Source organism: Bifidobacterium pseudocatenulatum DSM 20438 = JCM 1200 = LMG 10505 (assembly GCF_001025215.1).
Classification (GTDB): domain Bacteria; phylum Actinomycetota; class Actinomycetes; order Actinomycetales; family Bifidobacteriaceae; genus Bifidobacterium; species Bifidobacterium pseudocatenulatum.
Map to the genome: position 1 here is coordinate 879,380 of NZ_AP012330.1, position 26,943 is coordinate 906,322.

Genomic DNA, 26,943 nt, shown 5'->3' on the forward strand with positions numbered 1-26,943 from the left:
CTCTGCCTGTCATGGATTACTCCCATGGCTAAACATCAAGGCTGAATCGTTTGGATGAGTGAGCGCGCAACGCCATGCGTGTAGTATGGCGGCAGTCAAACATGACAGACCCTGCATTATGACTATGAGAGGAAACGGCATCATGGAACAGCCATCTAAGTTCCAACATCAGCTTCAGCCCGATATGCCATCGTCTTCCACGATGTCCACGTCACCTCATCCGGAACAAACTCCGCCATGGGGCGCGCTATGGGTGTTGGCTTTGGGACTGGCCATGATTGTGCTGGACAGCTCAATCGTCAACGTCTCCATCCCCACCATTATCGACGATATCGGCATCGACCTGACCGACGCCCAGTGGGTCACATCACTGTACAACATCGTACTCGCCGCGCTGCTGCTTCCCTTCGGCAAGCTTGGTGACGCCAAAGGACGCAAACTGGTATTCCCAATTGGAACTGTGATTTTCGTGGCAAGTTCATTGCTCGCCGCCACATCGCAGGACGCTGGCATGCTGCTCACCGCTCGCGCGTTGCAGGGCATCGGTGGCGCGATGATCATGCCGAACACCCTGTCCACGGTGTCCGCCACGTTCCGTGGCAAGTATCGCGCTGCGGCTTTCGGAGTCTGGGGCGCGGTAATGAGTTCAGCCGCCGCTCTCGGACCGTTGCTCGGCGGCGTGCTTACCGAGACCTTGGGGTGGCGATGGATTTTCCTGGTGAACCTTCCGCTAGGCATCATCATTTTTGTGGCAACCATTCCTTTGGTGCCAAAGACCGGTGGCCATACCTCGAACATCACTTCCTCAACCGCTTCTTCTACCATTCGATTCCAAAGCATTGATGTGGACATTCCAGGCGTGGTGCTGTCCGCACTGACTTCTGCCCTGCTCGTATTCGGACTTATCGAAGGCGAGACCTACGGCTGGTGGAAGCAGACTTCCACTCAGTTGAAGATGGGTGGTCTGACATGGAACCACGGCTGGCTGTCGCCGGTGCCGATTTGTCTGGTCGCCGGTATGCTCCTGCTGGTCGTCTTCATAACCGTAGAACTTGCACGAGGCAAAGCCGGGCGACCGGTGATGCTGGACATGACCCTGTTCCGCATCAAGACATTCTCGTGGGGCAATCTGTCGGCTGCGGCCATCGCCGCCGGCGAGTTCGCGCTGGTGTTCGCGCTTCCGCTGTATCTCATCAACGCGCGCGGACTCGACACGCTACAGGCCGGTGCGATGCTGGCCGTGATGGGATTGGGCTCTATTATCGCCGGTAGTCAGGCACATATGCTGGCCTCCAAATTCACTCCGGTCGACGTGGTCCAACTTGGCTTGGTGATTGAGATCATCGCGGTAGCCGTGATTGCAGTCCTCATGCCGGTGGAATTCGCAGTGTGGTGGCAGCTTCTTCCTTTGACCGCCTACGGCTGCGGCTTAGGGCTCGCTTCCGCGCAGCTGACCAGCGTGGTGCTGTCCGAAGTGCCGATTCCCCAGTCCGGTGAAGGATCGGCCACCCAGTCCACCGTCCGTCAGCTTGGCACCGCCATGGGCTCGGCCATCTCAGGCGCGGCATTGACCATGGCCATCAATGGGACGTTGCCGGCACGACTTGAATCCCTTGGACTGCCCGCTAAAGTCGGCGATGGACTGGCCAAGGCGGTCAGCAGCTCGGCTGGCGGTGTAATTGGCTCGTTCCGCAGCGGAGATGGATCGGCGGCCCAATTCGGTGACGAAGCGCCGAAAATCGCCGATGCGATGACTTCCGGGTTCATTGAGGGCAACCGTTGGACACTTTTGGTGGCAGGCTGCATGCTGCTCATCGGTTTGCTGGCTTCGGTCGCTGTGCGACGCGCGGCATCAACGCATAGCACACACTGACAAACATGAGGCAGGGACGATCTGCTGAATGGTTTTGGTGGGCCAGCAGCTCAACGGCGAAAAGTTCTACTGAAGCCGGCCGATACCAAGGCGAAACTGATCGCGCGGTAAGGTGGGGTTATGAAAGTAGTAGTGCAACGAGTGAGCCAAGCCAGCGTTGACGTTGTCAACGAACTGGGCACCATCGACCCCACCTTCGAACCGCAGCAGATCGGATCCGGATTCATGCTGCTCGTAGGCGTAACCGATGAGGATGGTGAGGAGCAGATTTCTTGGCTTGCCCACAAAATCCTCAACCTGCGGGTTTTCGAAGACGAGCAAGGCAAAATGAACCGTTCCATCAAAGACATCGGCGGTGAAATCCTGTCCATTTCACAGTTCACGTTGTTTGCCGACGTGAGGAAAGGCAACCGTCCAAGCTTCGTCAAAGCGGGCAAGCCGGAACATGCCAACATTACTTGGATCAAATTCAACGAAGCGCTGCGATCCGGCGGTGTGCCAGTACGCGAAGGCCGCTTCGGAGCGCACATGCGCGTTGGACTGATCAACGACGGTCCGGTAACCATCGCCATTGATACCGACAATCTGTAATCAATAGTAAAGCGACGATTGCTTGGTGATATAAAAAATATTTGAGGAGCTGTGATATAATTTGCAGCTCCTCAAATATTGTTTTTTGATTGACAATGATGTTTACCTGTTGTCGGTAATTATCGTCACCTTGTTCGGATCAATCTTCATTGGGTCAAGAGTCAATTCCTTGATGACATCCGCACGAATCGTGCCGGACGAAGGATTGAATACACTATCGATAGTGCTGTGAATATCGGCATCCACATTCGAATATTCGAAAGCAAGCGTCGTATTGATTAGACGGCAATTACGTAATACGAGATTATCCACATAGCACAAACCCTGCAGACTTTCGATCGTACAGTTCTCAAACGTGACATTACGGGAATTCCAAGCCAAATACTCGCCGGAAATGAATGAATCACGTACTGTCACATTCTCGCAATTCCAGAAGCAATCCTTGGAAATCAATCGAGAATTTGTGATTTCAATATTACGTGCGCCATCAAATGGATAATTGCCAACCAAACGCAGATTATAGGCTTTAATATCGGAACAATTCATCGCCAGATAATCGCCACGAGCACTCACATTTTCCAGTGAAACGTTCGAACAAGCCCATAATGTTTCCTCGGCATTGACGAAATCAACATTCCTCAACGCAACATCATGGCACCGGCGGAAATTCTTCGGCGCTTCAAACGTGCAATCCTCAACACGAATGGTATTCGTATACCACACGCCCGCGCGTGCCATCTCGAACCATGTGCAATCCTTTGCCAAAATATCCGAGCAATACCACAGCGGATACTTCCATTTGAACGAACTCGACTTAAGCTCAATATCATGCGCATGCTTCAACGGTGATTCGCCATCATCGAAAATCGTGTCGATATATCGCTTGCCTGATGCTTGGAATTCGGCGCGTTCGCCGGTCAGTAACGCCTGACGAACCTCGTGCATGTCACTCACTGATAACTCTCCTTGAAAACGTTCTGTTGCCAAGATAGAAAGTTCAAGTACTTGAAGTCAAACGCATGCCCATGTTTCGCTGGCGGGCGAAGCGGATGAGCGATGGAACGCGTTATAAGCAATGTCGATATGCGTGCGGGTGTTTGCGAAACATGACTGTCGGTACCATGAATTGAACGATTAGACAATTGGGTGGTTACAAGGCATTGTGGTCGCGAACGGGCTTGCCACGTATGGCAGGGAGGAATGCGGATGAGCCAGCGGAATGGGGGAGTGAAGACGCGTGCGTTCAAAGCCGCGTTCCCCAAAGTGCTGCCGATTTGCATCAGCTTCTTCTTTCTGGCCATGTCGTACGGAGTGCTTATGGGAACCCGCGGGTTTTCGTTCCTGTGGCCGTTGTACATGAGCGCGTTCATCTACACCGGTTCCATGGAATTCGTTACGGTGAATCTGCTGGTTTCCGCATTCAATCCGTTCGCCACGCTTATGTTGGCGCTGATGATGGGAACAAGGCACCTGTTTTACGGACTGTCCATGCTGGGGCGTTTCAAGAACATGGGGGCGAAAAAACCGTATTTGATTTACGCCATGTGTGATGAGACGTTCGCGGTCAACAACAGCGCGCAAATACCGGCGGATGTTGACCGCGGCTGGTTCTATTTCTTCGTGTCGCTGCTGAATCAGGTTTCCTGGGTGGCTGGAGCGACGCTCGGAGGCATTGTCGGCTGGCGATTGACGTTCGACACCACCGGTTTGGATTTCGTGATGACCGCATTGTTTGTGGTTATTTTCGTGGATCAATGGTTGACAACGAAACGCAAAAGCCATATGGCGGCGTTGACGGGCACTGTGGTGCCGGTGATTTGCATGGCGCTGTTCGGTGCTGACAATTTCATGATCCCGTCGTTGATTGCCATGCTGGTGATGTTCATTATGTTGCGTCCGTATTTGGATGATTTGAAACCTGATAATGTTGGGAAACGTGATGATGCTGATGGTGCGGTCGAATCCGCTGCGGATCGTAACGAAGTAGGGGAGGCGCGGTCATGATCATGACCACATGGCAGGGCGTCGTCACTGTACTGATGGCGGTGCTTGGCACCATCATCACCCGTTTTCTGCCGTTCGTGCTCTTTCCCGAGTCAAAGAAACCGCCGCACATCATCGACTATCTTGGCAACGTGCTTCCGTATGCTATGACCGGACTGCTGGTGGTGTATTCGCTGAAAAACGTCAATCCTTTTGCTGGAAGCCACGGCATTCCCGAAGCGATCGCCATCGCCGCGATCGTCGTGCTGCACGTATGGAAACGCAACATGCTGCTCTCGATCGCCGGCGGCACCGTCGTGTATATGGCATTACTTCAGCTTGTTTTTGCATGATTGTCTGTTTTGTAGGATTGCCCAAATCTGAAGTGAGTTTTATAGGGATTTTCCACAGTTGTTATTGCTGATATCCCATATCGTGAGAAGAAATGCGTTGATGCGATTGACGCGCCTACTCTTTTTCTTTAGCCAATAAGGAGCTGTGTTGAGCGGCTCTGGCTGTATAGAAGAGTTATATCTAACGAGAGAGAACAATATGACTAGTGCAGCAAGCACTGCCAATGCCGCGGTTCCAGCGCCCGGCAAACTGGAGTTCAAGGATGATTACACGCCTGAGGAAGCGGAACGCGTCATCCGCAATTCGAAGGGGCTCCCTGTCGGTGTGAAGCCGAAGATGGTGTGGACGTGGCCGAAGGCCCTGCTGTGGGCCGTCATTGCCATTGTGTGCGCTATTGGTTGGGCTATTCTGGCGGTTTCCCGTGGCGAGCAGATCAGCGCCATCTGGTTCGTGGTTGTGGCATTGTGCTCCTACGCGATCGCTTACCGTTTCTACGCGTACTATATTCAGATCAAGATCATGCGTACCGACGATGCGAACGCGACGCCGGCCGAGCGCGTGCATGACGGCGCCAACTTCGAACGTGCCGACCGTCGCGTGCTGTTCGGCCAGCATTTCGCCGGCATTTCCGGTGCGGGCCCGCTTGTTGGTCCTATTCTGGCCGCCCAAATGGGTTATCTGCCGTCCGTGATGTGGATCATTCTCGGTGTGATTTTCGCCGGCGCCGTGCAGGATATGCTCATGCTGTGGATCTCCGCCAAGCGTCGCGGCCGTTCCTTCGGTCAGATGGCAACCGACGAAATGGGCAAGTTCGGCGGCACTATCCTGTCGATCTTCCTGATCGTGATGACCGCCATCGCCATGGCATTCCTTGCGCTCGTGGCCATCAAGGCCATGGCTTCCTCGCCGTGGGCCGTGTTCTCTATTGGTATGACCATTCCGATCGCCTTGATCATGGGCTGCTTCCAGCGTTTCCTGCATCGTAGCGTTATCGAAACCACGGTGCTCGGCTTCGTGCTGCTCGTGATCGACATCATCGCTGGCGGTTGGATCTCCAGCGTTCCGGCAATCGCCGACGTGTTCACGTTGAACGCCAAGGAACTGGTTATCGCACTGGTGATCTACTCCTTCGCCGCCGCCGCGTTGCCGCACTGGCTGCTCGTCACCCCGCGTGACTACCTGTCCACGCTGATGAAGATCGGCACGCTTGTGCTGCTCGTGCTTGGCATTCTCATCGCCAATCCGTCCGTGCAGATGCCGGCTCTGACTGAATTCGCGTCCACCTCCACGGGACCGACCTTCGCAGGCGACCTGTTCCCGTTCCTGTTCATCACCATCGCGTGCGGCGCTCTTTCCGGCTTCCACGGCGCAGTGAGCTCCGGCCTGACCCCGAAGGCTGTGGAGAAGGAAAACCAGATCCGCATGATCGGCTACGGTTCCATGCTGGTTGAATCCTTCACCGCCGTGATCGCACTGATTACAGCCATCACCATTTCCCAGGGCATCTACTTCTCCACGAACATGTCCGCCTCGCAGATCTCCACCGCTTCCGGCGTGACCCTGACCGCCACTTCCACTCCTGACGAGCGGGCTGAGGCCGCGGTCAAGGCCGTGGATTCGATGAAGGTTTCCGACATTGAAGGCAACCAGATGAAGGTCACTTGGGATTCTGTCGACGAGAACGGCAATGCCAAGACCTATGAAGGCGCCGACGCTTTGAAGCAGGCCGCTTCCGACATTGGCGAGAACACCATCGTTTCCCGCACCGGCGGCGCCACCACGTTCGCTATGGGTATGGCCAACTTCCTCAAGTCCTACCTCGGCGGTCATGACTCCATGGCCTTCTGGTACCACTTCGCCATCATGTTCGAAGCGTTGTTCATCCTCACCACCGTTGACAACGGCACCCGCGTGGCCCGTTATCAGATTGGTGAGTTGCTGGGCAACGTGCGCAAGCTGAAGAAGTTCGCTGATCCGACGTGGAAACCGGGCAACATCATCACCACACTGATCGCAACCGCCCTGTGGGGTGGCCTGCTGTGGGTCGGCGTGTGCGATACGAATGGTGGTATCAACGCCATGATGCCTATTTTCGGTATTTCCAACCAGCTGCTTGCCGCCGCATGCTTCATGCTGGTCACCGTTTGCGTGGCCAAGCTTGGCTATAAGAAGTACCTGTGGATTCCTGTTGTTCCTCTCGTTTGGGATGTGGCCGTGACCTTCACCGCCGACTTCCAGAAGATCGTCGGACCGATCAGTTACTTCGCCACCGCTTCCAAGTATCAGACGCTGATCGATGGTGGCACTTTGGAAGGCGAAGCGTTGGTCAACGCCAAGGCCGCACTCTCCAATGCGTACCTTGACGGCGTGCTCTCCGTGTTCTTCATGGTCATGATGGGAGTCTTCCTGGTCGTCGGCATCTACCAGACCGTGAAGATTCTTGCCAAGGGCAAGTTCGGTGTGGAAACCACGTCTGAGGAGCCGTTCGTGGAATCCGAATGGTTCGCACCGTCCAGCCTGATCGCCACCAAGCTCGAAAAGAAGGTGCAGCGCGAATACGCGGCCAAGAGCTATGAGCTGGCGCAGAAGGAACAGGCAGCAGCCTGATGCAGGGATTCACCACCATGGTCAGACGAATCTGGTCCGCATTATTGAAAGCCAAGGCCGGATTCGTCTGGTATGTGCGCGAATTCAGCGGAGAAGCGAAATACGACCACTATCTGGAGCATTTCGCAAGCGAACATCCCTGCGAAACCCCGCTGACCGAACGCGAATACTGGCGCATGCGAGAGGAATACGATCGCAAGCATCCCAACACCAGTTGCTGTTGCTGAAACTAACGGCCATACATAAACAATCCCCGTCTTTCATTTCGGAAGACGGGGATTGTTTTTCTTATATTTATGTTGCTTGCTTGCGATTATTCCTATACCGAAGATATTCGATTGCATGTTCCGCAATCAATATTTCGCAATCAAGAAGCGAGTCCCATGCTGTATTTCAATGTCATCACACGAATCGCGGACTGCGTTACTTTGTCTGCAAAAGCGGAATCAGCCGCGGCCTTCGCATTCAAACCATCCAAAACCTGCTGAACATAATCGAAAGCGCCAATGCAGGCAAGATCACCGCCGGCCTCAACCAATCGCACACCCAAATCACTCGGCTGAATGCCACCCAACGCAGTGGCGGACAAAGAATCCGAAGTGATGACACCTTGGAATCCGACCGTATTGCGCAAATAATCCGTTACCAAAGCGCTGGAGAACACGGCGGGATTATTCGGATCAATAGCCTGATAGGTGGCAAGCGACATCATCACCATGGAAGGGTTCGCCTCCAACGTACTGTTGAACGCGCCGATTTCCGCACCGTCCAACGTGGTGGTGGTATCAAGAATGCCGTCGGCGGTGAAATCGGTGTTGCCCGTCACCGAACCCAAACCAGGATAGTGCTTGATGGCGCTGCCTACACCCGAATCCGCCATGCCCTGAATGAACGCCTTGGCATGGTCGGCATTGCCGTCCGCATCAAGACCAAAATCACGATACAGTGCGCCGATCGGGCCATTGGAAGCCCTATCTACCGTTACCGTGCCCACCACCGGCGCCAAATCAACATTGATGCCGGCCGACTTGAGTTGGGAACCCCATACGGCAGCCGATTGCCGTAGCTGGTTGGTCGACATTGAACCCTGATTGGTGGCGGAAGGCATCTGGTCGAACCCATCACCCTGCAGATGCTGCACCAAACCACCTTCCTGATCGGTGGTCATCAGGAGTTGATTATTACCAGGGGCATACGATTGCAAGGTGGATGTGGCGGTGGCCACGCCAGCCGTTCCCGAATTCCAATTGCCGATGATCAACACCGATCCGACATGCTGGTTCACAATGAGATCCTGTAACGAGGAAGGATCGGATCCCGCATACAGGGGTGCCATGACGAGCTGACCGACGCGCTCTGCAAGACTCATGGCATTGACTGCAGCCACAGCTCTGCCATGCGGCGAGTCGTCCACCACGCTTGGCACGTTGGATTTGTCAAGCGCATCATGTGATGCATCGGACTGCTGCGAATTGGATTGCTCGGATTGGTTGGAGCCAGCATTCAAACTCGCGCTGGATGAACACCCAGCGAACGATAGCGGCAGTGCGATGGCGCACAGTGCGGCAGCACAACGAGCGAAATGAACGTGAACTCTCCTCATAGTGTCATTATCTATCACATGCCGGTGATGGCGAATACGATCGCATAAGAAAAGAACGGGTGGATTCGTGTTCGTGAATTGCGTAAACATTAGGCTAGCGGCATAAAGCACGTTCCGTGCCTGTCGATAGGCTATTAGTATGTCTTTTTTTGATATGTTTGGTCCCATGTTCGACCCGGAAAGCGGTCCGAACCGCTCCCAAGGGCAGCGTGCCAATAAATCCGGCAACGATGATCCCATCATTCTCAATGTCGAAACCGATGGTGATAACACCGCCCGGTCTTCGGCGAACATGCCTCCAAGAGGTCCGTCCGGTCCGCGTATCACACGCCAGCCGAACCGTCCGCGCAAATCGTCGAACGGCAACAAGATTCTAATCGGTGTGGTGCTGGCGCTTGCCATCATCATCGGCCTGTTCTTTGGCTTGGCGCAGTTCATCACCGACGTCATGTGGTATGCGCAGCTTGGCTTCCAAAGCGTGATTTGGACGCAGTTGGGTACCAGGGTAGGCCTGTGGGTGGCGTATGCGCTGCTGATCGCCGCGGTCGGATTCCTGTCCGCGTCGCTGGCGATCTGGGCTCGCCCCGATGCTGCCGATGGTTCCACGATTCGTATTAACGGCGACACCATCGAAGTGGGCAAGGGCGTGAGCTCAAAGAATGCACGTCGTGTGGCTGTGGTGATTTCATTGATCGTCGGCTTGATGTTCGGATCGCAGTTTAATGCGAATTGGTCTGAAATCCTGCTGATGTTCAACGCGCAGAGTTTCGGCACCACCGACCCGCAATTCGGCATCGACAATGGTTTCTATGTGTTCGTATTGCCTGGCTTGAAGCTGATCATGTCGGCAGTGTCGTTGCTGCTGCTTGCCGGCATCATCTTCTCCATCGTCACGCATGTGATGATGGGCGGCATCCGAATCACCATGCCAGTGCATGGTCGTGGACTGTTCCACATCACCAAGCGTGCGCGTAGACAGATCGGCATCTGGCTGATGCTCAACATGTTCGCATGGGCGACGAATCAGGTGCTTGGCGTGTTCTCCCACCTCACGCAGGAGGGTAGCCGCATCACCGGTGCCACGTATACCACGGTCAACGCCACGATTCCCGTCACCTTCATCATGGCTGCCATCACCGTCATTCTCGGTGTGATTCTCGGCGTGTGGATCATGAAGTCGCATGCGTTGGAAGGCCAGGCTCCGATTGCGGTGCGTGCTTCCGAAGCGCTTAAAGCGTGGAAGGTGCCGACCGTGGCCATCGCATCCGCCATTGTGGTGAGCTTGGTGCTTACCGTGGCATGGCCGATGCTGCTGCAGCGTTTCCGTGTGAATCCGAACGCGCAGGAAATGGAATCTACCTATATCCAGCGTAATATCGACGCCACCCGTGAAGCATACGGTCTGAACAATGTGAAGACCGAACAGTATCAGGCCACTACGGAAGGCGAGGCTGGTGCGTTGGCTGATTCCGCGGAATCGACCGCGCAGATCCGACTGCTCGATCCGCAGATCGTTTCCCCGACATTCAAGCAGCTGCAGCAATCCAAGCAGTATTACACGTTTGCCGATACTCTTGCCGTCGACAAATATGAGGTCGACGGTGTGAGCCAAGATACGGTGATCGCAGCACGAGAACTTGACCTTGCCGGTCTTGACAATCGTAACTGGGTCAACGACCATACCGTGTACACGCACGGCTATGGTGTGGTGGCCGCCTACGGCAACAAGGTGACGGCCGACGGCCAGCCGAAGTTCTTCGAGGCGGGTATTCCAACCCAAGGCAAGCTCACCGAATCCGAACAGTACGAGCCGCGTATCTACTTCTCGCCGAACGCTTCCGAATATTCGATCGTGGGCGCTCCGGAAGGTACGCAGTCGTGGGAGTTCGATTACCCGACCGGTTCCGAAGGCGCCACCAACACGTTCGGTGGCAATGGCGGCCCGAAGATCGGTAATATCTTCTCCCGACTGCTGTATGCCATCCGTTTCGGCTCCGACCAGATTCTGTTCTCTAACCGTGTGAACTCCGAATCGCAGATTCTCTATGATCGTTCCCCGAAGGAGCGTGTGGCCAAGGTCGCGCCATACCTGACGCTTGACGGCCGTGTGTACCCGGCGGTCGTGGATGGTCGTGTCAAGTGGATCGTCGATGGCTACACCACGTCTGACGCCTACCCGTATTCGCAGATGACCGATCTGGGCGAAGCCTCCAAGGATTCCACTACGGAATCTTCGGCCACGGTGAGTGAGCTGGCTTCGAAGAACGCCAACTACATTCGCAACTCCGTGAAGGCCACCGTCGATGCGTATGACGGTTCCGTGGACCTGTACGTGTGGGACGAATCCGATCCGGTGATCAAGGCATGGCAGAAGATCTTCCCCGGCCAGTACCACCAGTTGTCGGAGATTTCCGGCGATCTGATGAGCCACCTGCGTTACCCGGAAAGCCTGTTCAAGGTGCAGCGAGAACTGTTGACCAAGTACCATGTGTCGAGCGCCAGCCAGTTCTTCTCCGGTGAGGATTTCTGGCAGACTCCAGTCGATCCGACCGAATCCCAGCAGGCTCAGGAACGCGACATTCTGCAGCCGCCGTACTATTTGACGCTGCAGACCGGTGGATCCAACGAACCGGTGTTCTCGTTGACGTCGTCGTATATTCCCGCAGGCACGTCAACTCGAGAGATTTTGACGGGATTCCTGTCTGTCGATTCCGATGCGGGCCACGAAAAAGGCAAGATCGGCGCGAACTATGGCACGCTTCGATTGCAGGAGTTGCCGAAGGATTCCAATGTGCCAGGCCCCGGTCAGGCACAGAACAACTTCAATGCGTCGGCCGACGTGTCGAAGGAACTTAATTTGCTTGAATCCGGTTCCACCAATGTGCAGCGAGGCAATCTGCTTACACTGCCGCTCGGCGGCGGATTGGTGTACGTGCAGCCGGTGTACGTCAAGTCTTCCGGTTCCACCAGTTTCCCGCTGTTGAAGAAGGTGTTGGTGGCCTTCGGCGACCAGGTCGGATTCGCCAACACGTTGGACGAAGCGCTCGATCAGGTGTTCGGCGGCAACTCCGGTGCATCCGCTGGCGATGCTGAAAACGTCGACGGCTCGACCAGTGGCAAGACTGATACGTCCGATACCAACGGCGATGCCTCCACCGATGGTTCTTCCGGAACCGATGGCACGGATTCGTCATCTGGAACAGACTCGGGCAATGACAGCAGTTCCGGCAATACCGGTAGTAGCTCCGGCACGATGAGCAACGGTCTGAAGAGCGCGCTTAACGACGCTTCCCAGGCAATGAAGGATTCCGACGCGGCCATGAAGAAAGGCGATTGGTCCGCTTATGGCGAGGCGCAGAAGAAACTTCAGGAAGCGTTGAACAAGGCGCTCGAACTCGAGCAGTAGTTTCCGCACAAGTTCCGTACGATTGCTGTTTGCATAAGGCGGGAGACTGGTTCCATATGGAGAACCGGTCTTCCGCCTTATGCATATGCCCGGTATGCTCAAAAACATGATCGAGTATTCCTACCGCATCGCAACGCAAAACGACATTCAAGCAATCACCGACATTTACAACGCTGCAGTCATACGAGGTGGATCATCGGCCGATATAACTCCACGCACATACGAACAGCGCAAAGCATGGGTTGAATCGCATCATGATCCGTACGCGGTGTTCGTTACGGAAACGGTAGATGATGACGGAGAGAGGCGGATCATTGGATTCAGCGCGCTTTCCGTTTTCTACGATCGCGCAGGATACGACGGCGTCACCGATCTCGCCTATTATATCGATCCGCAATGGCAGGGCAGGGGAGTCGGTACATACACACTCACCAAACTGCTTGAAGAATGTCGAAAGCGTAATATGCGTAAGGCATGCGGCATTATTTTCGCAGACAATGCCGGTTCGATCGCACTGATGAAACGGTTCGGTTTTACACAGTTTGGCCTCATGCCAACTGCCGCCACCGATTCCACCGGCACCATGCGTGACATGAGTTACTGGTATCTCGACCTGTAAGTACAATCTTTGCGGTTATCAAGACGAGACAACGTGACGCAATATGAACGCGCACAAACGTACGTATGAATGAATGGAACGATTTCAATGGCATCTGATTTCTGGTTGATCGCAGGACTTGGCAATCCGGGATCCAAATACGAAGGCACCCGTCACAATATGGGATTTATGGCGGCCGATCTGTTGGCCGAACGTTGGTCGGTCAACTTTTCCGACCATAAAGGGCTTGCCATGCTCGGCAAAGGCGTGATGAACCTGTCTGGCCGTAACGTCAAATTCTTCCTGGCAAAGCCGCTCACCTACATGAACGAGTCAGGCAATGCGTTGGCTTCCATCAGTGCCTACTATCAGATTGAACCAGACCATATTGTGGTGATTCACGACGACATGGATCTTGATTTCGGACGTATCAAAGTCAAGGCAGGCGGCTCCGCAGGCGGCCATAACGGCATCAAATCAATTGATCGTGCCTTGGGAACGCCAAAGTATGCCCGAGTGCGCATGGGAGTCGGTCATGCGCAACGCGGCGCCCACGCCCACGACAACACGGTGAATTGGGTGCTGGGCGGATTCGGTCCGGATCAGCGCAAGCAGCTTCCGGAATTCCTTGCCGACGGTGCCGACGCGGCGGAAACCATCATCTTCAACGGCCTCGCCAAGGCTCAGGAGCAGTTCAATGGCCGCTGAACCGGTGCAACTGCCGACGTCAGGTTCGCTGGCTGGCATTCTCGACGTACTCGAAACCGATGAGGATTTTCGTGCGCTGATTTCCGATGAGATCGAAGTGCCGGAATCCGACATAGACCCCAGCATCACCGTTGGCGTTCCCGAAGGATTGCGTCCGGCGCTCGCTGCCGGGGCAGCGGGAACACGACCGGTTGTGCTTGTGGTGGCTTCCGGGCGCGAGGCCGAGGAAATGGTTGAGGCGATTCGTTCGTGGTATTCCGGCGATCCAAACGATGTGGCACAGCTTGAAGCGTGGGAAACCTTGCCGCACGAACGTCTTTCGCCTCGCGCCGATACCGTGGCGAGCCGTATGGCGGTGTTCCGCAGACTGATGCACCCTCAAGAGGGAAGCAAGCTGTTTGGCCCCATCAGGATTCTCGTCATGCCGGTGCGTTCCCTGATTCAGCCTGTGGTTGCGGGCTTGGGGGATGTGGAGCCGCTGGTGTTCTCCCAAGGTGAGGAGTTGGCGCTCGATGAGGCGTCGCATCGACTGGTGGAGAATGCGTATACTCGAGTCGACTTGGTGATGGATCGTGGTGAATTCGCAGTGCGAGGCGGCATTATCGACGTGTTTCCTCCAACATTGCCGCATCCGGTTCGTATCGAATTCTTCGGTGACGAAATCGATACCATCAAGGAATTCCATGCATCCGACCAGCGTACGTATGGCAGTGACATTCCGATGGTCTGGGCCACGCCATGCCGTGAGCTGCAGCTGACCGAAAAGGTGCGCGTGCGTGCGAAATCCCTGATCGGCTCCATTCCAAACGCCGAAGACATGCTTGAATCCATTGCCAACGCCATTCCTGTCGAAGGCATGGAATCGTTGCTTCCCGCATTAGTCGATGATATGGAACCGGTGCAGGGCATGCTTCCCAAGCGTGCGTTGGTGATGCTGTCCGATCCGGAAAAATTGCGTCGCGCTGCCGACGATCTTGCCAAAACGGCTAATGAATTCCTTGCAGCCAGTTGGCATGTTGCTGCATCCGGTCATGGTGCCGGTGCTCCAATCACATTCGATCAGGCGAATTTCTACGATTTTGAGGAAACGATTTCCTCACTGGTGTTCTCTAGGCATGACGTATGGAAGCTTACGAGTTTCGGTGTGAACTCCAGTAGGGAAGGCCGCGTTCAGCTCGACGCCACCAATCCTGGAGAATATCGCGGAGATGAGGCCAAGACAGCTTCCGGTATCGAAGGTCTTCTTGATGCCGGCTATGCCGTCACCGTCACTGCAGGAGCGCAAGGCACTCTTGTTCGACTCAAACGTGCCATCAACGAAACGGGAATCGCCAACTTCGACTGCATCAGATCGCGTGCCATCGACGGATTCGTCGATAATGCCGCGAAAGTCGCACTGCTTACCGAACGCGACCTGACCGGACGTACATCGGCCGCGGGACAGGCAAAAACACCTAAACGTCGCCGTAAGGCCATCGACCTTATGGAGCTCAAAGCCGGCGATTACGTGGTGCATGAGCAGCATGGCATCGGCAGGTTCCTCGAAATGCGCCAGCGTACCATCGGAGCGGGCGCCAACCAGACCACACGCGAGTATCTGGTCATCGAATACGCATCCAGCAAGCGCGGCGCACCTGCCGACAAACTGTTCATCCCCACCGACCAGCTTGACCAAGTCAGCAAATACATCGGTGCCGACGCTCCAAAACTCAACAAACTGGGCGGATCCGACTGGGCTGCCACCAAGGCGAAAGCACGTAAGCATGTGCACGAAATCGCCGAAGATCTGGTCAAACTGTATTCGGCACGTCAACGTATGCAGGGGTATGCCTTCAGCAAAGACACCCCTTGGCAGAAAGAACTGGAAGACGCTTTCCCGTACCAAGAAACCGCTGATCAGCTGACCACCATCGACGAAGTCAAATCCGATATGGAAAAGCCCGTGCCGATGGATCGCCTGATTTGCGGCGACGTGGGATTCGGCAAAACCGAAATCGCCGTACGTGCCGCATTCAAGGCGGTGCAGGATTCCAAACAGGTGGCTGTGCTGGTGCCGACCACATTGCTGGTGCAACAGCATTTCGAGACGTTCACCGAACGTTTTGAAGGATTCCCGGTGGAAGTAAGGGCGATGAGCCGTTTCCAAACCACCAAGGAGATCAACGACACCATCGAGGGACTTGAAGACGGTTCCGTCGATGTGGTGATCGGTACGCACAAACTGCTCGGACCGAAGGTCAAATTCAAGGATCTGGGACTGGTCATCATCGATGAGGAGCAGCGTTTCGGCGTCGAACACAAAGAGACGTTGAAGGCGCTGCGTACCAATGTGGATGTGCTGAGTCTGTCGGCAACACCGATTCCGCGAACGCTGGAGATGGCCGTTACAGGCATTCGTGAAATGTCCACGTTGGCCACGCCTCCGGAAGACCGCTTGCCGGTGCTTACCTACGTTGGCGCGTATGAGGATGCTCAGGTCACTGCTGCGGTCAGACGTGAGCTGTTGCGCGGTGGCCAGGTGTTCTACGTGCACAACCGAGTGCAAGACATCGCTTCGGTTGCCGCGAAGATTCACGAGCTGGTGCCGGAATCGCATGTCGGCATCGCCCATGGCAAGATGGGGGAGAAGCAGCTTGACGGTGTGATCCGAGACTTCTGGCATCGCGACATTGATGTGCTCGTATGCACCACCATCATCGAAACCGGTCTTGATATTTCCAATGCGAATACGTTGATCGTCGATCATGCCGACCGTTTCGGCCTAAGCCAGCTTCATCAGTTGCGTGGTCGTGTCGGGCGAGGCCGTGAGCGTGCCTACGCGTACTTCCTATATGATCCAACCAAGCCGATGACCCAGCAGTCGCATGACCGACTGGCCACCATCGCGCAGAACACTGCGCTCGGTTCAGGTTTTGACGTGGCGATGAAGGATCTTGAGCTGCGTGGCACCGGCAATCTGCTGGGCGACGAGCAGAGCGGGCATATCGAGGGTGTTGGTTTCGATCTGTATGTGCGCATGGTGTCCGAGGCCGTCGAGCAGTACAAGGAACCGGAACGTACGGAATCGGTTGCTGTCACCATCGATCTGCCGATCGAAGCGTCCATTCCCGTCAGCTACATCGATTCCGACAAATTGCGATTGGAAGCCTACCGCAAGTTGGCGGGTGCTCGTACGGAAGCCGATCTTGACGAGTTGCGTGATGAGCTTACGGATCGTTACGGCAAGCCTCCGGTCGATTTCGAGGCGCTGTTCGATGTGGCGAGACTTCGGTTCAAGGCAAGGAAGTTGGGCATTACCGAAATCATCGGGCAAGGCCGTAACGTTCGTGTCGCCAAATTCGAGCCACGAGAATCCGTGCAAATGCGCATGGCCAGAATCTACAAGGGCATTCAATACCGTCCGATGACTAAAACATACCTGATTCCCGCGCCGTTCGCAGGTTCGCTGGGATCTGGTCCAATGAGCTCTGATGAAATCGTTGGTTGGACGAACCAATTGCTGGATGACCTTGACTGGAAGCCAACGCCAAAGAAATAGCAGGTGAAGTTCCAGACGCATCCGACACGATTTGTGTGAGCGTTCACACAAATCGTGTCGGATAAGTTTGCCATACGTCCACAAAACGCACTATTCTAGGCAATGTCATCACAACCTAACGTTTATAAGGAGTAGTTGTGGCAGTAATTGAAAGCGTTTACGCGCGTCAGATTCTCGATTCCCGCGGCAACCCGACCGTTGAGGTCGTTCTCGACACCGAAGACGGTGCTCAGGGCCTGGGCCTCGTTCCGTCCGGTGCTTCCACCGGTGAAGCTGAGGCTTGGGAGCGTCGCGATGGCGACAAGTCCGTGTATCAGGGCAAGGGTGTTCTCAATGCCGTCAAGGCCGTGAACGAAGAGATCGCTCCGAAGGTCATCGGCATGGATGCTTCCGACCAGCGCGCTCTCGATGAGGTCATGATCGAGCTCGACGGCACCCCGAACAAGGGTCGTCTGGGCGCCAACGCCATCCTCGGCGTGTCCCTGGCTGCTCTGTACGCCTCCGCTGAGTCCGCGGGCCAGCCGCTGTACCGCTACATCGGCGGCACCAACGGCCACATCCTGCCGGTTCCGAACATGAACATCATGAACGGTGGCGCTCACGCTGACTTCGCCACCGACATTCAGGAGTACATGATCTCCCCGTACGGCTTCGACACCTACAGCGAGGCTCTGCGTGCAGGCGTTGAGGTCTACCACACCCTGAAGAACGTCCTGAAGAAGGAAGGCCTGGCCACTGGCCTCGGCGACGAGGGTGGCTTCGCTCCGAAGATGAAGTCCAACAAGGACTCCCTGAACTACATCATGGACGCCATCTCCGCCGCCGGCTACGAGCCGGGCAAGCAGATCGGCATCTCCCTCGACGTGGCTTCCTCCGAGTTCTACAACAAGGAGACCGGCAAGTACCACTTCGAAGGCGACGATCGTGAAGCCGGCTACATGCTCGACTTCTACGAGAACCTCATCAACGAGTACCCGATCGTCTCCATTGAGGATCCGTTCCAGGAAGAAGGCTGGGAAGACTGGGCTGCCATCACCGCCAAGCTCGGCGATCGTCTGCAGTTCGTCGGCGACGACCTGCTGGTCACCAACCCGGCACGTCTGGCTAAGGGCATCGAGCTCGGCGCCGCCAACTCCCTGCTGGTCAAGCTGAACCAGATCGGTACCGTCACCGAGACCCTCGACGCCATCGAGCTGGCCACCAAGAACGGCTTCACCTCCATGGTTTCCCACCGTTCCGGCGAGACCCCGGACACCACCATCTCCGACTTGGCTGTGGCAAAGAACACCGGCCAGATCAAGACCGGTGCTCCGGCTCGTGGCGAGCGTATTGCCAAGTACAACCGCCTGCTCGAGATCGAGGAGGAGCTCGGCTCCACCGCTCAGTATGCTGGCTACAGCGCTTTCAAGGCCTGCAAGAAGTACATCGCCAAGTGAGCGTAAGCGCATCGAATATGCGCTGATGTAGAGTGCCCGTCGTGTTCCTCGTCGAACGCGGCGGGTATTTTCATTGCTATGAGTTCAAAGTCACGCAAGAAAGCATCCAGAAGGGGCAGCGCTGGCCCCATCGCGTTCTTTGTGGCGGTATTTATCGTGGCTTTGGGATCCATCCAGCTGGCGTCGACGTTCCATACCTATGCGCTGAATATGGCTGAATTGAATGGCTTGAAGAAGCAGGAAGCTGCGCTGATAGCGCAAAAGCAGGAACTGGAAAACGACATTGCGCGTTGGGATGACAAAGCTTACGTTACAGCGCAGGCAAGGGATCGTCTGGGATTCGTATTTCCAGGAGAACAGGCGATTCGTGTGGAACATCCCGAAGCGGTGACCGGCGAAACCACAGAAGATGCAAAAAAGACGGATGAATCGCAGAAAACCGTACTGCCTTGGTACAAGGAGATGGCGTATTCGTTCAAACAAGCCGACCAATCGGACGAAGTGAAATCGAAATCGAGGGAAACGTCCGAAAGTACGTCAACCGGTGAATCGGATGCGAATGGAACAAGCCAGGAATCCGGTGGCCAGCAGCAGACTTCACAAGACAACAACCAACAGCAATCAGGAGATCAGCAGGAGTGACACAGGGTATGACAATCAGCGAACAGGCCAAAACCTTGGCGAAGAAGGTTCTCGACCAGCCTGCCACCGAGCATGATATTGCTGTGGTCGAGCGTCAGCTGGGTCGTTACCCGCGTGGCATGGTGGCTGTCGGAGCACGTTGCGTGTGCGGCAGGCCTTTGGCTGTGGTCACGCGTCCGCTGCTGCCGGGAGGTGTGCCTTTCCCTACCACTTGCTATTTGACTGGCCCGGAAGCGGTGAAAGCCATCTCCCACATCGAAGCCGAAGGCAAGATGAAGGAGTACAACGATCTTTTGGCTGAAGATGACGATCTGAAAGCCGCCTACGAGCGTGCGCACGAACTGTATTTGGCGTTCCGGCATGAAATCGCCGTTGCTATGGAAGACAGCGAAGAGCATATCGAAGGCACCAGTGCCGGCGGCATGCCTGTTCGCATCAAGTGTCTGCACGCCTTGCTGGCGCAAACGCTGGTGATGGGTGAGGGCGCCAATCCGATCGGAGACATGGCATTGGAGGCGATTCGTCATGAATTCGACCCCAATGTATGCCGTTGCACGGTGGAAAACGAAGACTGAACCATATTCAGACAGAAAGAAGAAGCAATGAAATCCGTTACTGTTGCCGGCATTGATTGCGGTACGAACTCGATTCGTCTGAAGGTCTCCCGAGTCAGCGAAGACGGCGTTGAAGATATTGTTCCGCGTATTCTTCGTGTGATTCGCCTCGGTCAGGATGTTGATAAGACGCATCGTTTCGCCGATGAGGCATTGGAACGTGCCTACGCCGCTGCCCGCGAATTCGCCGAGGTGCTGAAAAAGCATCCGGTGGATGGCGTTCGTTTCGTTGCCACTTCGGCCACTCGTGATGCTGAGAACCGTGAGGAATTCGAAGACACTATCGAGCAGATCCTCGGCGTGCGTCCGGAAGTCATTCCCGGTACGGAAGAGGCTGATCTAAGCTTCCTTGGTGCCACGAGCGTGGTTCGTCGCGACGTCGAAGCTCCGTATCTGGTGGTTGATTTGGGTGGCGGCTCTACGGAATTGGTGCTTGGCGGCGATGGCGTAAGCCATCCGAACACGCAGGTGCAGGCCGCGTTCTCCATGAACATTGGCTCGGTGCGTATGACCGAACGCCACTTGAAGAACGATCCGCCTACCGAAGCGCAGATTCAAGAGGCCATTGCCGACATCGACGAGCATATCGATGAAGCGTTCAAAACGGTTCCTGCAGGCAAAACCCGCACTATCATCGGCGTGTCTGGCACAGTGACTACCATGACCGCTCTGGCCATGGGATTGACCGAATACGACCATTCCGCGGTGGATGGTGCCAGCTGCTCGCTGGAAGACGCTTATGCGGTCGATAACAAGTTCCTTACGATGCCGCGCGAAGAGCGCCTGACCTACAAAACCATTCACCCGGGTCGTGTTGACGTGGTCGGCGGCGGTGCACTGGTGTGGAATCGTGTGCTCGCCAAAGTCAGCGAAGCGGCCTATGCCGACCATGGTCAGCATATCGACTCCTTCATGGCCAGCGAGCACGGTTTGCTTGATGGCATTGTGTTGGATTACGGCACGCGATTGCTTGCCGAACGTTAACGTGGCATAATGACTTGGGCGTCGGCTTGTTCGATGCCTTGCCGCCATGGCGAAACTGGTATACGCAACCGACTTAAAATCGGTCTCTTCGGATTGCGGGTTCGATTCCCGCTGGCGGCACCGAATGACGTTGTGAAATATTGCTGGATAGCACGTACGAAACAATCCGTTATTACACTGGCGGCATTGATAACCCCAAGTAGCCGACTGGAACGGAAAAAGTATGACATCGAAAGATATCAAGCCAGTAATCGAACAGCCCGATACGGAAATTCCGCTGATGCTCTCCCAAGCGATTATCGTCGCAGGAGTTTTGGCTGTGGGCGAACTGGCTTGTTCTCCGCTGTATTTCTCGTTGTTGAAGGCGTCGTTGGCATTGATTCCATGGGCTATGGAAGCGGTGTTCATGGCAGTGGCGTTCACGTTCGTTGTGGGCTTTGCGTTGCTGTGGTGCGCCGAATCGTTTACGATCAAAATGCGTGAACGGTTTCGACCGTTCGCATATGCGATTGTTGGACTTATCGGTTACGGCGTGTGGAGTCTGCTGGTGTTCTCCGCCACCATCAATTCCGTGCTTGCCATGGTGGGGGAGAGTGTGCTCACCAATGGCCAGATTGGTGCGATTGCGTTGAATGGCGCAGCGCTTGGTTTCGTCGCCTTCCTGTTCGCCAAGTTACTTGACGTTAAACTCGGCAATCGTAAAACCACGGCCATTATCATGCTGGTGGTGGAAGTTACGGCCGCCATCATTGGTTTGATCATTATGATTCTCATGTTCCGTGCATTGTATGCAGCCTGAGCAAGGCACCTGAGAAGCAAGGCGACGATTGGTATGTTCAGTATTCTCGAAATGTTCAAGATAGGCGTTGGACCAAGTTCCTCACATACTGTTGGTCCGATGGTGGCGGCATGCAAATTTGTCGAATCACTTGAACATACGGGAACGCTTGGCCGTGTGAGCCGTGTGCGTACGGTACTGTATGGATCTCTTGCGTTGACGGGTTTGGGGCACGGTACCGATCGCGCGACTGTGGCAGGTCTGGAAGGTAACATGCCGCAAACCGTCGATACGGACCATGTGAACATCATTCGTCATGAATGCGAGTCGAGTGGGGAACTGCTGCTGGCCGGTAAGCATCGCATCGATTTCGACTATGCGCATGATGTGGTGATGGACGTGTGGCATCGCTTGGCCGCGCACCCTAATGGCATGCGTTTCCAAGCATTTGACCAGCAGAACAATCTTGTTGACGAACAGGTCTGGTATTCCATCGGTGGAGGCTTCGTACGGCAAGGCAATGCCGAGGATCTGATGATCGGCATTCATGAGCGTCCGCCGATCGGAACGTCTTTCGCCGATCAGCAGAGTGATTCCTCACTTGATGACGGCTCGGATGTGCCATATCCATTCACGTCATGCGACGATCTCATTGCATTATGCGAGAAGCACCATATGAGTATCGCCGACATTGTGTGGGCCAACGAAACGGCCATGCAGTCGGCGGTGCAGGTTCGCAGCGAACTGGATAACGTGTGGCGGGTGATGCGTCGTTGCGTACAGCACGGATGCCATACGTCGCAGACCGTGTTGCCCGGCGGTTTGAATGCGCCCCGCAGGGCACCGAAAATGTATGCAAGGCTTGCCTCGAACAGTGATGTGCTTGCGCGAGACAAGAAACGCGCGGATGCGGTGCTCGAATCGTCGGATGCGGCATGGGTGGATTTGTTCGCTTTGGCGGTGTCGGAGGAAAACGCCGGCGGTGGGCGAATCGTCACCGCACCGACCAACGGTGCTGCAGGAATCATTCCGGCAGTGCTTCACTATTACTGGCATTTCGTTGACCATGCGAACGAAGAGGGTGTTATTACCTTCCTGCTCACTGCAGGCGCGGTAGGATACCTGTTTAAACGCAATGCCTCCATTTCCGGTGCGGAAGTCGGATGCCAGGGAGAAGTCGGTACGGCATGTTCGATGGCTGCGGCCGGTTTGTGCGCGGTGATGGGCGGTACTCCACAGCAAGTGGAGAACGCTGCGGAAATCGGCATCGAGCATAATCTGGGGCTGACCTGTGATCCCGTGGGAGGTTTAGTACAGATTCCATGCATCGAACGCAACGCCATGGCTGCGAACACTGCCATCAACGCGGTTCGTATGGCCATGCTGGGAGATGGAACGCATATCGTGACCCTCGATCAGGCCATTAAAACCATGAAAGACACGGGCGAAGACATGATGTCCAAGTATAAAGAAACCTCAAAAGGTGGTTTGGCGGTCAATGTCGTTGAATGCTAGCGGTGGTTGGTGCTAGTCTAGGTGGCATTGTGCTTTTCAAGGAGGTTCACCATGGCATCTCAAATGCCCGTTGTCAATGTTGAGTTCGGCGATCGCCCGACCATCGAATTCCCGTCTGAGACCGCTCCGGCAGGTCTGAAGGTTGTGGAGCTGCTCGAGGGCAATGGCCCGATGGTTCGCCGCGGCGACACCGTCACCGTTAACTATCACGGTGTGGTCTGGGGCAAAGACACCCCGTTCGATTCCAGCTTCGACCGTCACCAGCCGGCCAGCTTCGGCATCGGTGTCGGCCAGGTCATCAAGGGTTGGGACCAGACCGTTCCGGGGCACAACGTCGGTTCCCGCTTGGTGGTATCCATTCCGCCGGAGTATGGCTATGGTTCCCGTGGCGTTCCGCAGGCCGGCATCGGCGGCGAAGACACCCTGGTGTTCGTGATCGACATCATCTCCACCCGCTGAAACTAAGCGGCATAGAGTAATTTCCAAGGTCAAGGAGGCAACATGGCCGAAGAAAAAACGCTTCTGCTGACGCAGGAAGCTTATGACAAGATGAAGGAAGAGCTCGCTTGGCGCGAAGGCGAGTATCGCGACGAAATCCTTTCCAAGGTTTCCGCGGCACGCGCCGAGGGCGATTTGAGCGAAAACGGCGGCTATCAGGCCGCTCGTGAGGCTCAGCGAGTAAATCAGGGCCGCATCGAGGAACTGACCGTCAAGCTGCGCAACGCGAAGATTCTGACCGCGCCCAAGGCCGGCGAAGTCGGCGACGGTTCTTTGGTGACGCTGGATGTCAACGGACGTGAAATGGTCTACGTGCTTGGCACGCGTGACCTGTCCATCGCCACGGACTACAGCATCATCAGCCCGGAATCCCCGATCGGCGCGGCCATCAACGGCGCTCACGAGGGAGACACGGTGTCGTATACGGCTCCGAACGGACGTGAGATTTCCGTGACCATCAAGGAAGCCAAGCCGCTCGCCTGAGTGATGTTCGTCATAAGCTGAATCTGATATTCCAGCGATATAAATACAAGGCTGGTTCACGAATACAACGGATGAACCAGCCTTTTCGTATATTTCGTCAAACTGCAATCAGATATGATCTGAACTTACGGCCATAGCTGCACGATCACCATGTAGATCGCCACCATATGGCATGCGTAACCGGCAACGGTGCCGCAGTGGAAAATCTCATGGAAGCCGAACACCTTCGGCCATGGATCGGGCTTACGTAGCGCGTATACGATGGCTCCGGCGATATAGCAGGCTCCGCCTGCGGCCAACAGCACCACAACCGCCGGACCGGCATATGGCGAAATCCAGAACAATCCCATGAATGCCACTCCGGAAACACCGAAAATAATATACACAATCACGTAAAGCCAGCGTGGGGCGCTGATCCAGATGACGTGAATGATGAGCGCCACGGTAGTGCAGATCCACATGCCCGCGATGATTGAATTGCGCCAGAACGGTTCGAGTGCAAAGGAGACCGGCGTATAAGTGCCTGCGATCAGCAGGAAGATATTCATATGGTCGATGCGTCGTAGCACATCCGTGACGCGAGGTGACCAATCGCCCAAATGGTAGCAGGCGGAATTGCCGAACAATACCAGCGAACACGTCATGAACACGGCGCAGGCCCACTTCAAACCGGTACCGTGTGCCAGGCAGATCAGCACGATGCCGGCCGCCAATGCCAGAGGAGTGGCCACGGCATGAATCCAGCCGCGCATCGCCGGCTTGGGGCGACCATGCACGTCAAGACGAATCTTACGTTCGATCTCCGTCGGAGTGATGCCTTCTATTTTCGCGGCACGAGCTTCGCCCTTGGCTATAGCCATTTTCGCCTTGCCGTCGGCCTTCTTGCGGATGTTCTCGGCCTTGTTGCGTGCCTTCACGCGAATAATATCGGCCTTGGCTTGAAGGGCCTGTTCGCGTGCCTCGGCGATGATCGCTCGTTTTTCCTCGATCTCTACGTCTGTGGGTTTCGCCATCTGTGTGCCTCCACTGTAAGTTACGGAACCGTAACCTACGTTACCGTAACTCATGGATATGTCAATATTGCTTTTCCTGCAATATGCGTCGTGTCGTGCAAAACCTCTGGTGTGATGCGTATGATGGAGCGCATGGCTGATTTCTCACATATCTTGACGACCCGTCCCGATTTCGATGACGAAGATCGTGAATGGCTGCATCATCTGGTCGCCGACTGGCAGGTGATCGCCGACCTGAGTTTTGCTGATCTGCTGCTCATTCTGCAAAATGGCGAGGGCAAATACATTATTGCCGAACAGTGTCGTCCATCCACGGTGATGAGCCTGAGGGCCGACGATGTGGTCGGCGACGTTGTCGAGGAGGAAATGAGCGCTGAATTGGATGCCGCGATGGCTTCCGAATCGGTGTTCCGTTCCACGGTGCTCCGCACTGTGGGCGAGTCCACGGTGTGCAATGTGTATGCGCCGGTGCGTCATAATGGCAAGACGCTGGGCTTGGTGGTACGTGAGACGAATATGGCCACCCGGGAGTCGAACGGACGTTACGAATCCGAAAGCATCAGCGCAGGTAAGCAGCTGTATGAGATGATTCCTCGCGGTCAGTTCCCATATCGTAATCCGATTATGAACCAGCGTCACAATGCGCGTGTGGCGGACGGCTTCATCGTGCTCACCGTCGAAGGTATCGTGCGATATGCTTCGCCGAATGCCATCAGCTGCTTCCGACGTTTGGGATCGGTCAGCACCATGCAGGGGGAGTATCTGAGCGAAATCGGCACCAAATTGCTGCGCGAGAACGATCCCGTGCTGGAAACCTTGCCTCTGGTGCTCAGTGGCAAAGCCGCCGTCGATTCCGAACTCGATGCCAACAAGTCCGCGGTGTCCATGCGTTCGCTGCCGTTGATGGATGCCAATGGCCGCGTTGGCGCTGTTGTGCTATGTCGCGACGTGACTGAGCTTCGCCGTCGTGAAAAGGAACTGCAGACCAAGGATGCGACGATTTCCGAAATCCACCATCGCGTCAAGAACAACCTTCAGGCGGTTTCCGCATTGCTGCGACTGCAGGCACGTAAGACCAAGTCCGAAGAGGTCAAGAAAGAGCTGAAAGAGGCGCAGCGTCGTGTACAAACCATCGCCATGGTCCATGAAGGCTTGAGCCAGACCGCCGATGAAATCGTCGATTACGACAAGGTCATTTCCAGCCTGTTGAAGATGGCGGTGGATTTGGCCACCATGCGTGACCAGCATATCGACATCGACTTCATCGGCAGATTCGGCATGATGCCGGCGCAGGATGCCACGCCGTTGTCATTGGTGCTGACCGAGCTGATCACCAATTCCGTGGAACATGGCTTCGAAGGTCGCAAAGAAGGTCATATCACGATTTCCGTGGGACGCGGCGGCAACAACCTCAATGTTGTGGTCGAAGACGATGGCACGGGCTTGGCCAATGAGGAGCATGATGGTATGGCACGTTCCTCCGGATCCGGTTTGGGAACGCAGATCATCAGCACGTTCGTCAACAACGATTTCGGAGGCACGGTCCGTTGGGAGCCCCGTCGTGGCGGTGGCACCCGAGTAGTGCTCGATATGAAGCTGCGTGCGGCGCAGGAACGATAGGAAAGATACGAAAATGTCCGGTTGACCAGGGGAAGTCAACCGGACATTTTCGTTGTAAGTCGCTATTCGCAGAGCGTATGCAATGATGGATCTTTGAAA

At 55.4% G+C, this 26,943-nt stretch carries 22 protein-coding genes and 1 tRNA gene; 20 read left to right on the plus strand and 3 right to left on the minus strand.

Annotated elements, in window-relative coordinates:
* Positions 1-142: 142 nt before the first annotated feature.
* Together BBPC_RS03625 and dtd are read left to right on the plus strand one after the other, a co-directional pair.
* A complete protein-coding gene (locus BBPC_RS03625; RefSeq protein WP_033523995.1) occupies positions 143-1,873 on the plus strand; it encodes an MFS transporter in 1,731 nt (576 codons plus the stop codon).
* Positions 1,874-1,993: 120 nt separating this feature from the next.
* Positions 1,994-2,464: a D-aminoacyl-tRNA deacylase gene (gene dtd / locus BBPC_RS03630; RefSeq protein ID WP_004221516.1), complete on the plus strand. Its 471-nt coding sequence runs from the start codon at positions 1,994-1,996 to the stop codon at positions 2,462-2,464.
* 102 nt (positions 2,465-2,566) lie between these two features.
* On the opposite strand, the gene BBPC_RS03635 is transcribed toward dtd, so the two are convergent.
* On the minus strand, positions 2,567-3,409 hold the full coding sequence (locus tag BBPC_RS03635; protein ID WP_004221518.1) for a DUF3737 family protein: 843 nt from the start codon (positions 3,407-3,409) through the stop codon (positions 2,567-2,569).
* 255 nt (positions 3,410-3,664) lie between these two features.
* Between BBPC_RS03635 and BBPC_RS03640 the strand changes: the two genes are divergently transcribed.
* The 4 genes from BBPC_RS03640 to BBPC_RS03655 all read left to right on the plus strand — a co-directional run bounded on the left by BBPC_RS03640 (position 3,665) and on the right by BBPC_RS03655 (position 7,635).
* Positions 3,665-4,468 carry an AzlC family ABC transporter permease gene (locus BBPC_RS03640; RefSeq protein WP_004221519.1) on the plus strand — a complete coding sequence of 268 codons (804 nt, stop codon included), beginning with the start codon at positions 3,665-3,667 and terminating at the stop codon, positions 4,466-4,468.
* On the plus strand, positions 4,465-4,800 hold the full coding sequence (locus tag BBPC_RS03645; protein WP_004221521.1) for a branched-chain amino acid transporter permease: 336 nt from the start codon (positions 4,465-4,467) through the stop codon (positions 4,798-4,800). The genes BBPC_RS03640 and BBPC_RS03645 overlap by 4 nt, the downstream gene beginning before the upstream one ends.
* Positions 4,801-4,999: 199 nt before the next feature.
* Positions 5,000-7,408: a carbon starvation CstA family protein gene (locus BBPC_RS03650; RefSeq protein WP_004221523.1), complete on the plus strand. Its 2,409-nt coding sequence runs from the start codon at positions 5,000-5,002 to the stop codon at positions 7,406-7,408.
* 17 nt (positions 7,409-7,425) lie between these two features.
* Entirely contained in the window at positions 7,426-7,635 is a 210-nt protein-coding gene (locus tag BBPC_RS03655; protein ID WP_033524080.1) for a CstA-like transporter-associated (seleno)protein, read from the plus strand.
* Positions 7,636-7,775: 140 nt separating this feature from the next.
* Here BBPC_RS03655 and BBPC_RS03660 read toward each other — a convergent pair whose 3' ends face one another.
* Positions 7,776-9,011, minus strand: a complete 1,236-nt coding sequence (locus BBPC_RS03660) for a glycoside hydrolase family 3 N-terminal domain-containing protein (RefSeq protein WP_167335618.1) — start codon at positions 9,009-9,011, stop codon at positions 7,776-7,778.
* Positions 9,012-9,150: 139 nt separating this feature from the next.
* Here BBPC_RS03660 and BBPC_RS03665 point away from each other — a divergent pair, with 139 nt between their 5' ends.
* From BBPC_RS03665 to BBPC_RS03725, 13 genes are all read left to right on the plus strand, one after another.
* Positions 9,151-12,417: a UPF0182 family membrane protein gene (locus tag BBPC_RS03665; RefSeq protein ID WP_004221528.1), complete on the plus strand. Its 3,267-nt coding sequence runs from the start codon at positions 9,151-9,153 to the stop codon at positions 12,415-12,417.
* Between the two features lie 106 nt (positions 12,418-12,523).
* Positions 12,524-13,036: a GNAT family N-acetyltransferase gene (locus BBPC_RS03670; protein ID WP_033524082.1), complete on the plus strand. Its 513-nt coding sequence runs from the start codon at positions 12,524-12,526 to the stop codon at positions 13,034-13,036.
* Positions 13,037-13,123: 87 nt separating this feature from the next.
* On the plus strand, positions 13,124-13,723 hold the full coding sequence (gene pth, locus BBPC_RS03675; protein WP_003835284.1) for an aminoacyl-tRNA hydrolase: 600 nt from the start codon (positions 13,124-13,126) through the stop codon (positions 13,721-13,723).
* Positions 13,713-17,261, plus strand: a complete 3,549-nt coding sequence (gene mfd, locus BBPC_RS03680) for a transcription-repair coupling factor (protein WP_004221530.1) — start codon at positions 13,713-13,715, stop codon at positions 17,259-17,261. Before pth ends, mfd begins: the two co-directional genes overlap by 11 nt.
* 137 nt (positions 17,262-17,398) lie before the next feature.
* Positions 17,399-18,697, plus strand: coding sequence for a phosphopyruvate hydratase (gene eno, locus BBPC_RS03685; protein ID WP_004221531.1), 1,299 nt, complete (start codon positions 17,399-17,401; stop codon positions 18,695-18,697).
* Between the two features lie 78 nt (positions 18,698-18,775).
* Positions 18,776-19,339, plus strand: coding sequence for an FtsB family cell division protein (locus BBPC_RS03690; protein ID WP_004221533.1), 564 nt, complete (start codon positions 18,776-18,778; stop codon positions 19,337-19,339).
* 8 nt (positions 19,340-19,347) lie between these two features.
* Complete coding sequence (locus tag BBPC_RS03695) at positions 19,348-19,914, plus strand: DUF501 domain-containing protein (protein ID WP_004221534.1); 567 nt, start codon at positions 19,348-19,350, stop codon at positions 19,912-19,914.
* 27 nt (positions 19,915-19,941) lie between these two features.
* Positions 19,942-20,937, plus strand: a complete 996-nt coding sequence (locus BBPC_RS03700; RefSeq protein WP_022245536.1) for a Ppx/GppA phosphatase family protein — start codon at positions 19,942-19,944, stop codon at positions 20,935-20,937.
* Positions 20,938-20,977: 40 nt separating this feature from the next.
* Positions 20,978-21,057 (plus strand) — tRNA-Leu (locus tag BBPC_RS03705).
* A 103-nt stretch (positions 21,058-21,160) separates the two neighbouring features.
* Positions 21,161-21,736 (plus strand): hypothetical protein, encoded by a 576-nt coding sequence (locus tag BBPC_RS03710; protein ID WP_004221539.1) that lies wholly within the window; start codon positions 21,161-21,163, stop codon positions 21,734-21,736.
* Between the two features lie 33 nt (positions 21,737-21,769).
* Entirely contained in the window at positions 21,770-23,230 is a 1,461-nt protein-coding gene (locus tag BBPC_RS03715; RefSeq protein ID WP_004221541.1) for an L-serine ammonia-lyase, read from the plus strand.
* 51 nt (positions 23,231-23,281) lie between these two features.
* Positions 23,282-23,689, plus strand: coding sequence for an FKBP-type peptidyl-prolyl cis-trans isomerase (locus tag BBPC_RS03720; protein WP_022245539.1), 408 nt, complete (start codon positions 23,282-23,284; stop codon positions 23,687-23,689).
* 42 nt (positions 23,690-23,731) lie between these two features.
* Positions 23,732-24,211: a GreA/GreB family elongation factor gene (locus BBPC_RS03725; protein ID WP_003835271.1), complete on the plus strand. Its 480-nt coding sequence runs from the start codon at positions 23,732-23,734 to the stop codon at positions 24,209-24,211.
* A gap of 125 nt (positions 24,212-24,336) precedes the next feature.
* Here the strand turns inward: BBPC_RS03725 and trhA are convergent, their stop codons facing one another.
* Positions 24,337-25,224 (minus strand): PAQR family membrane homeostasis protein TrhA, encoded by an 888-nt coding sequence (trhA, locus tag BBPC_RS03730; protein WP_004221544.1) that lies wholly within the window; start codon positions 25,222-25,224, stop codon positions 24,337-24,339.
* A 132-nt stretch (positions 25,225-25,356) separates the two neighbouring features.
* Here trhA and BBPC_RS03735 point away from each other — a divergent pair, with 132 nt between their 5' ends.
* Complete coding sequence (locus tag BBPC_RS03735; protein WP_033523997.1) at positions 25,357-26,844, plus strand: sensor histidine kinase; 1,488 nt, start codon at positions 25,357-25,359, stop codon at positions 26,842-26,844.
* Positions 26,845-26,943: the final 99 nt, after the last annotated feature.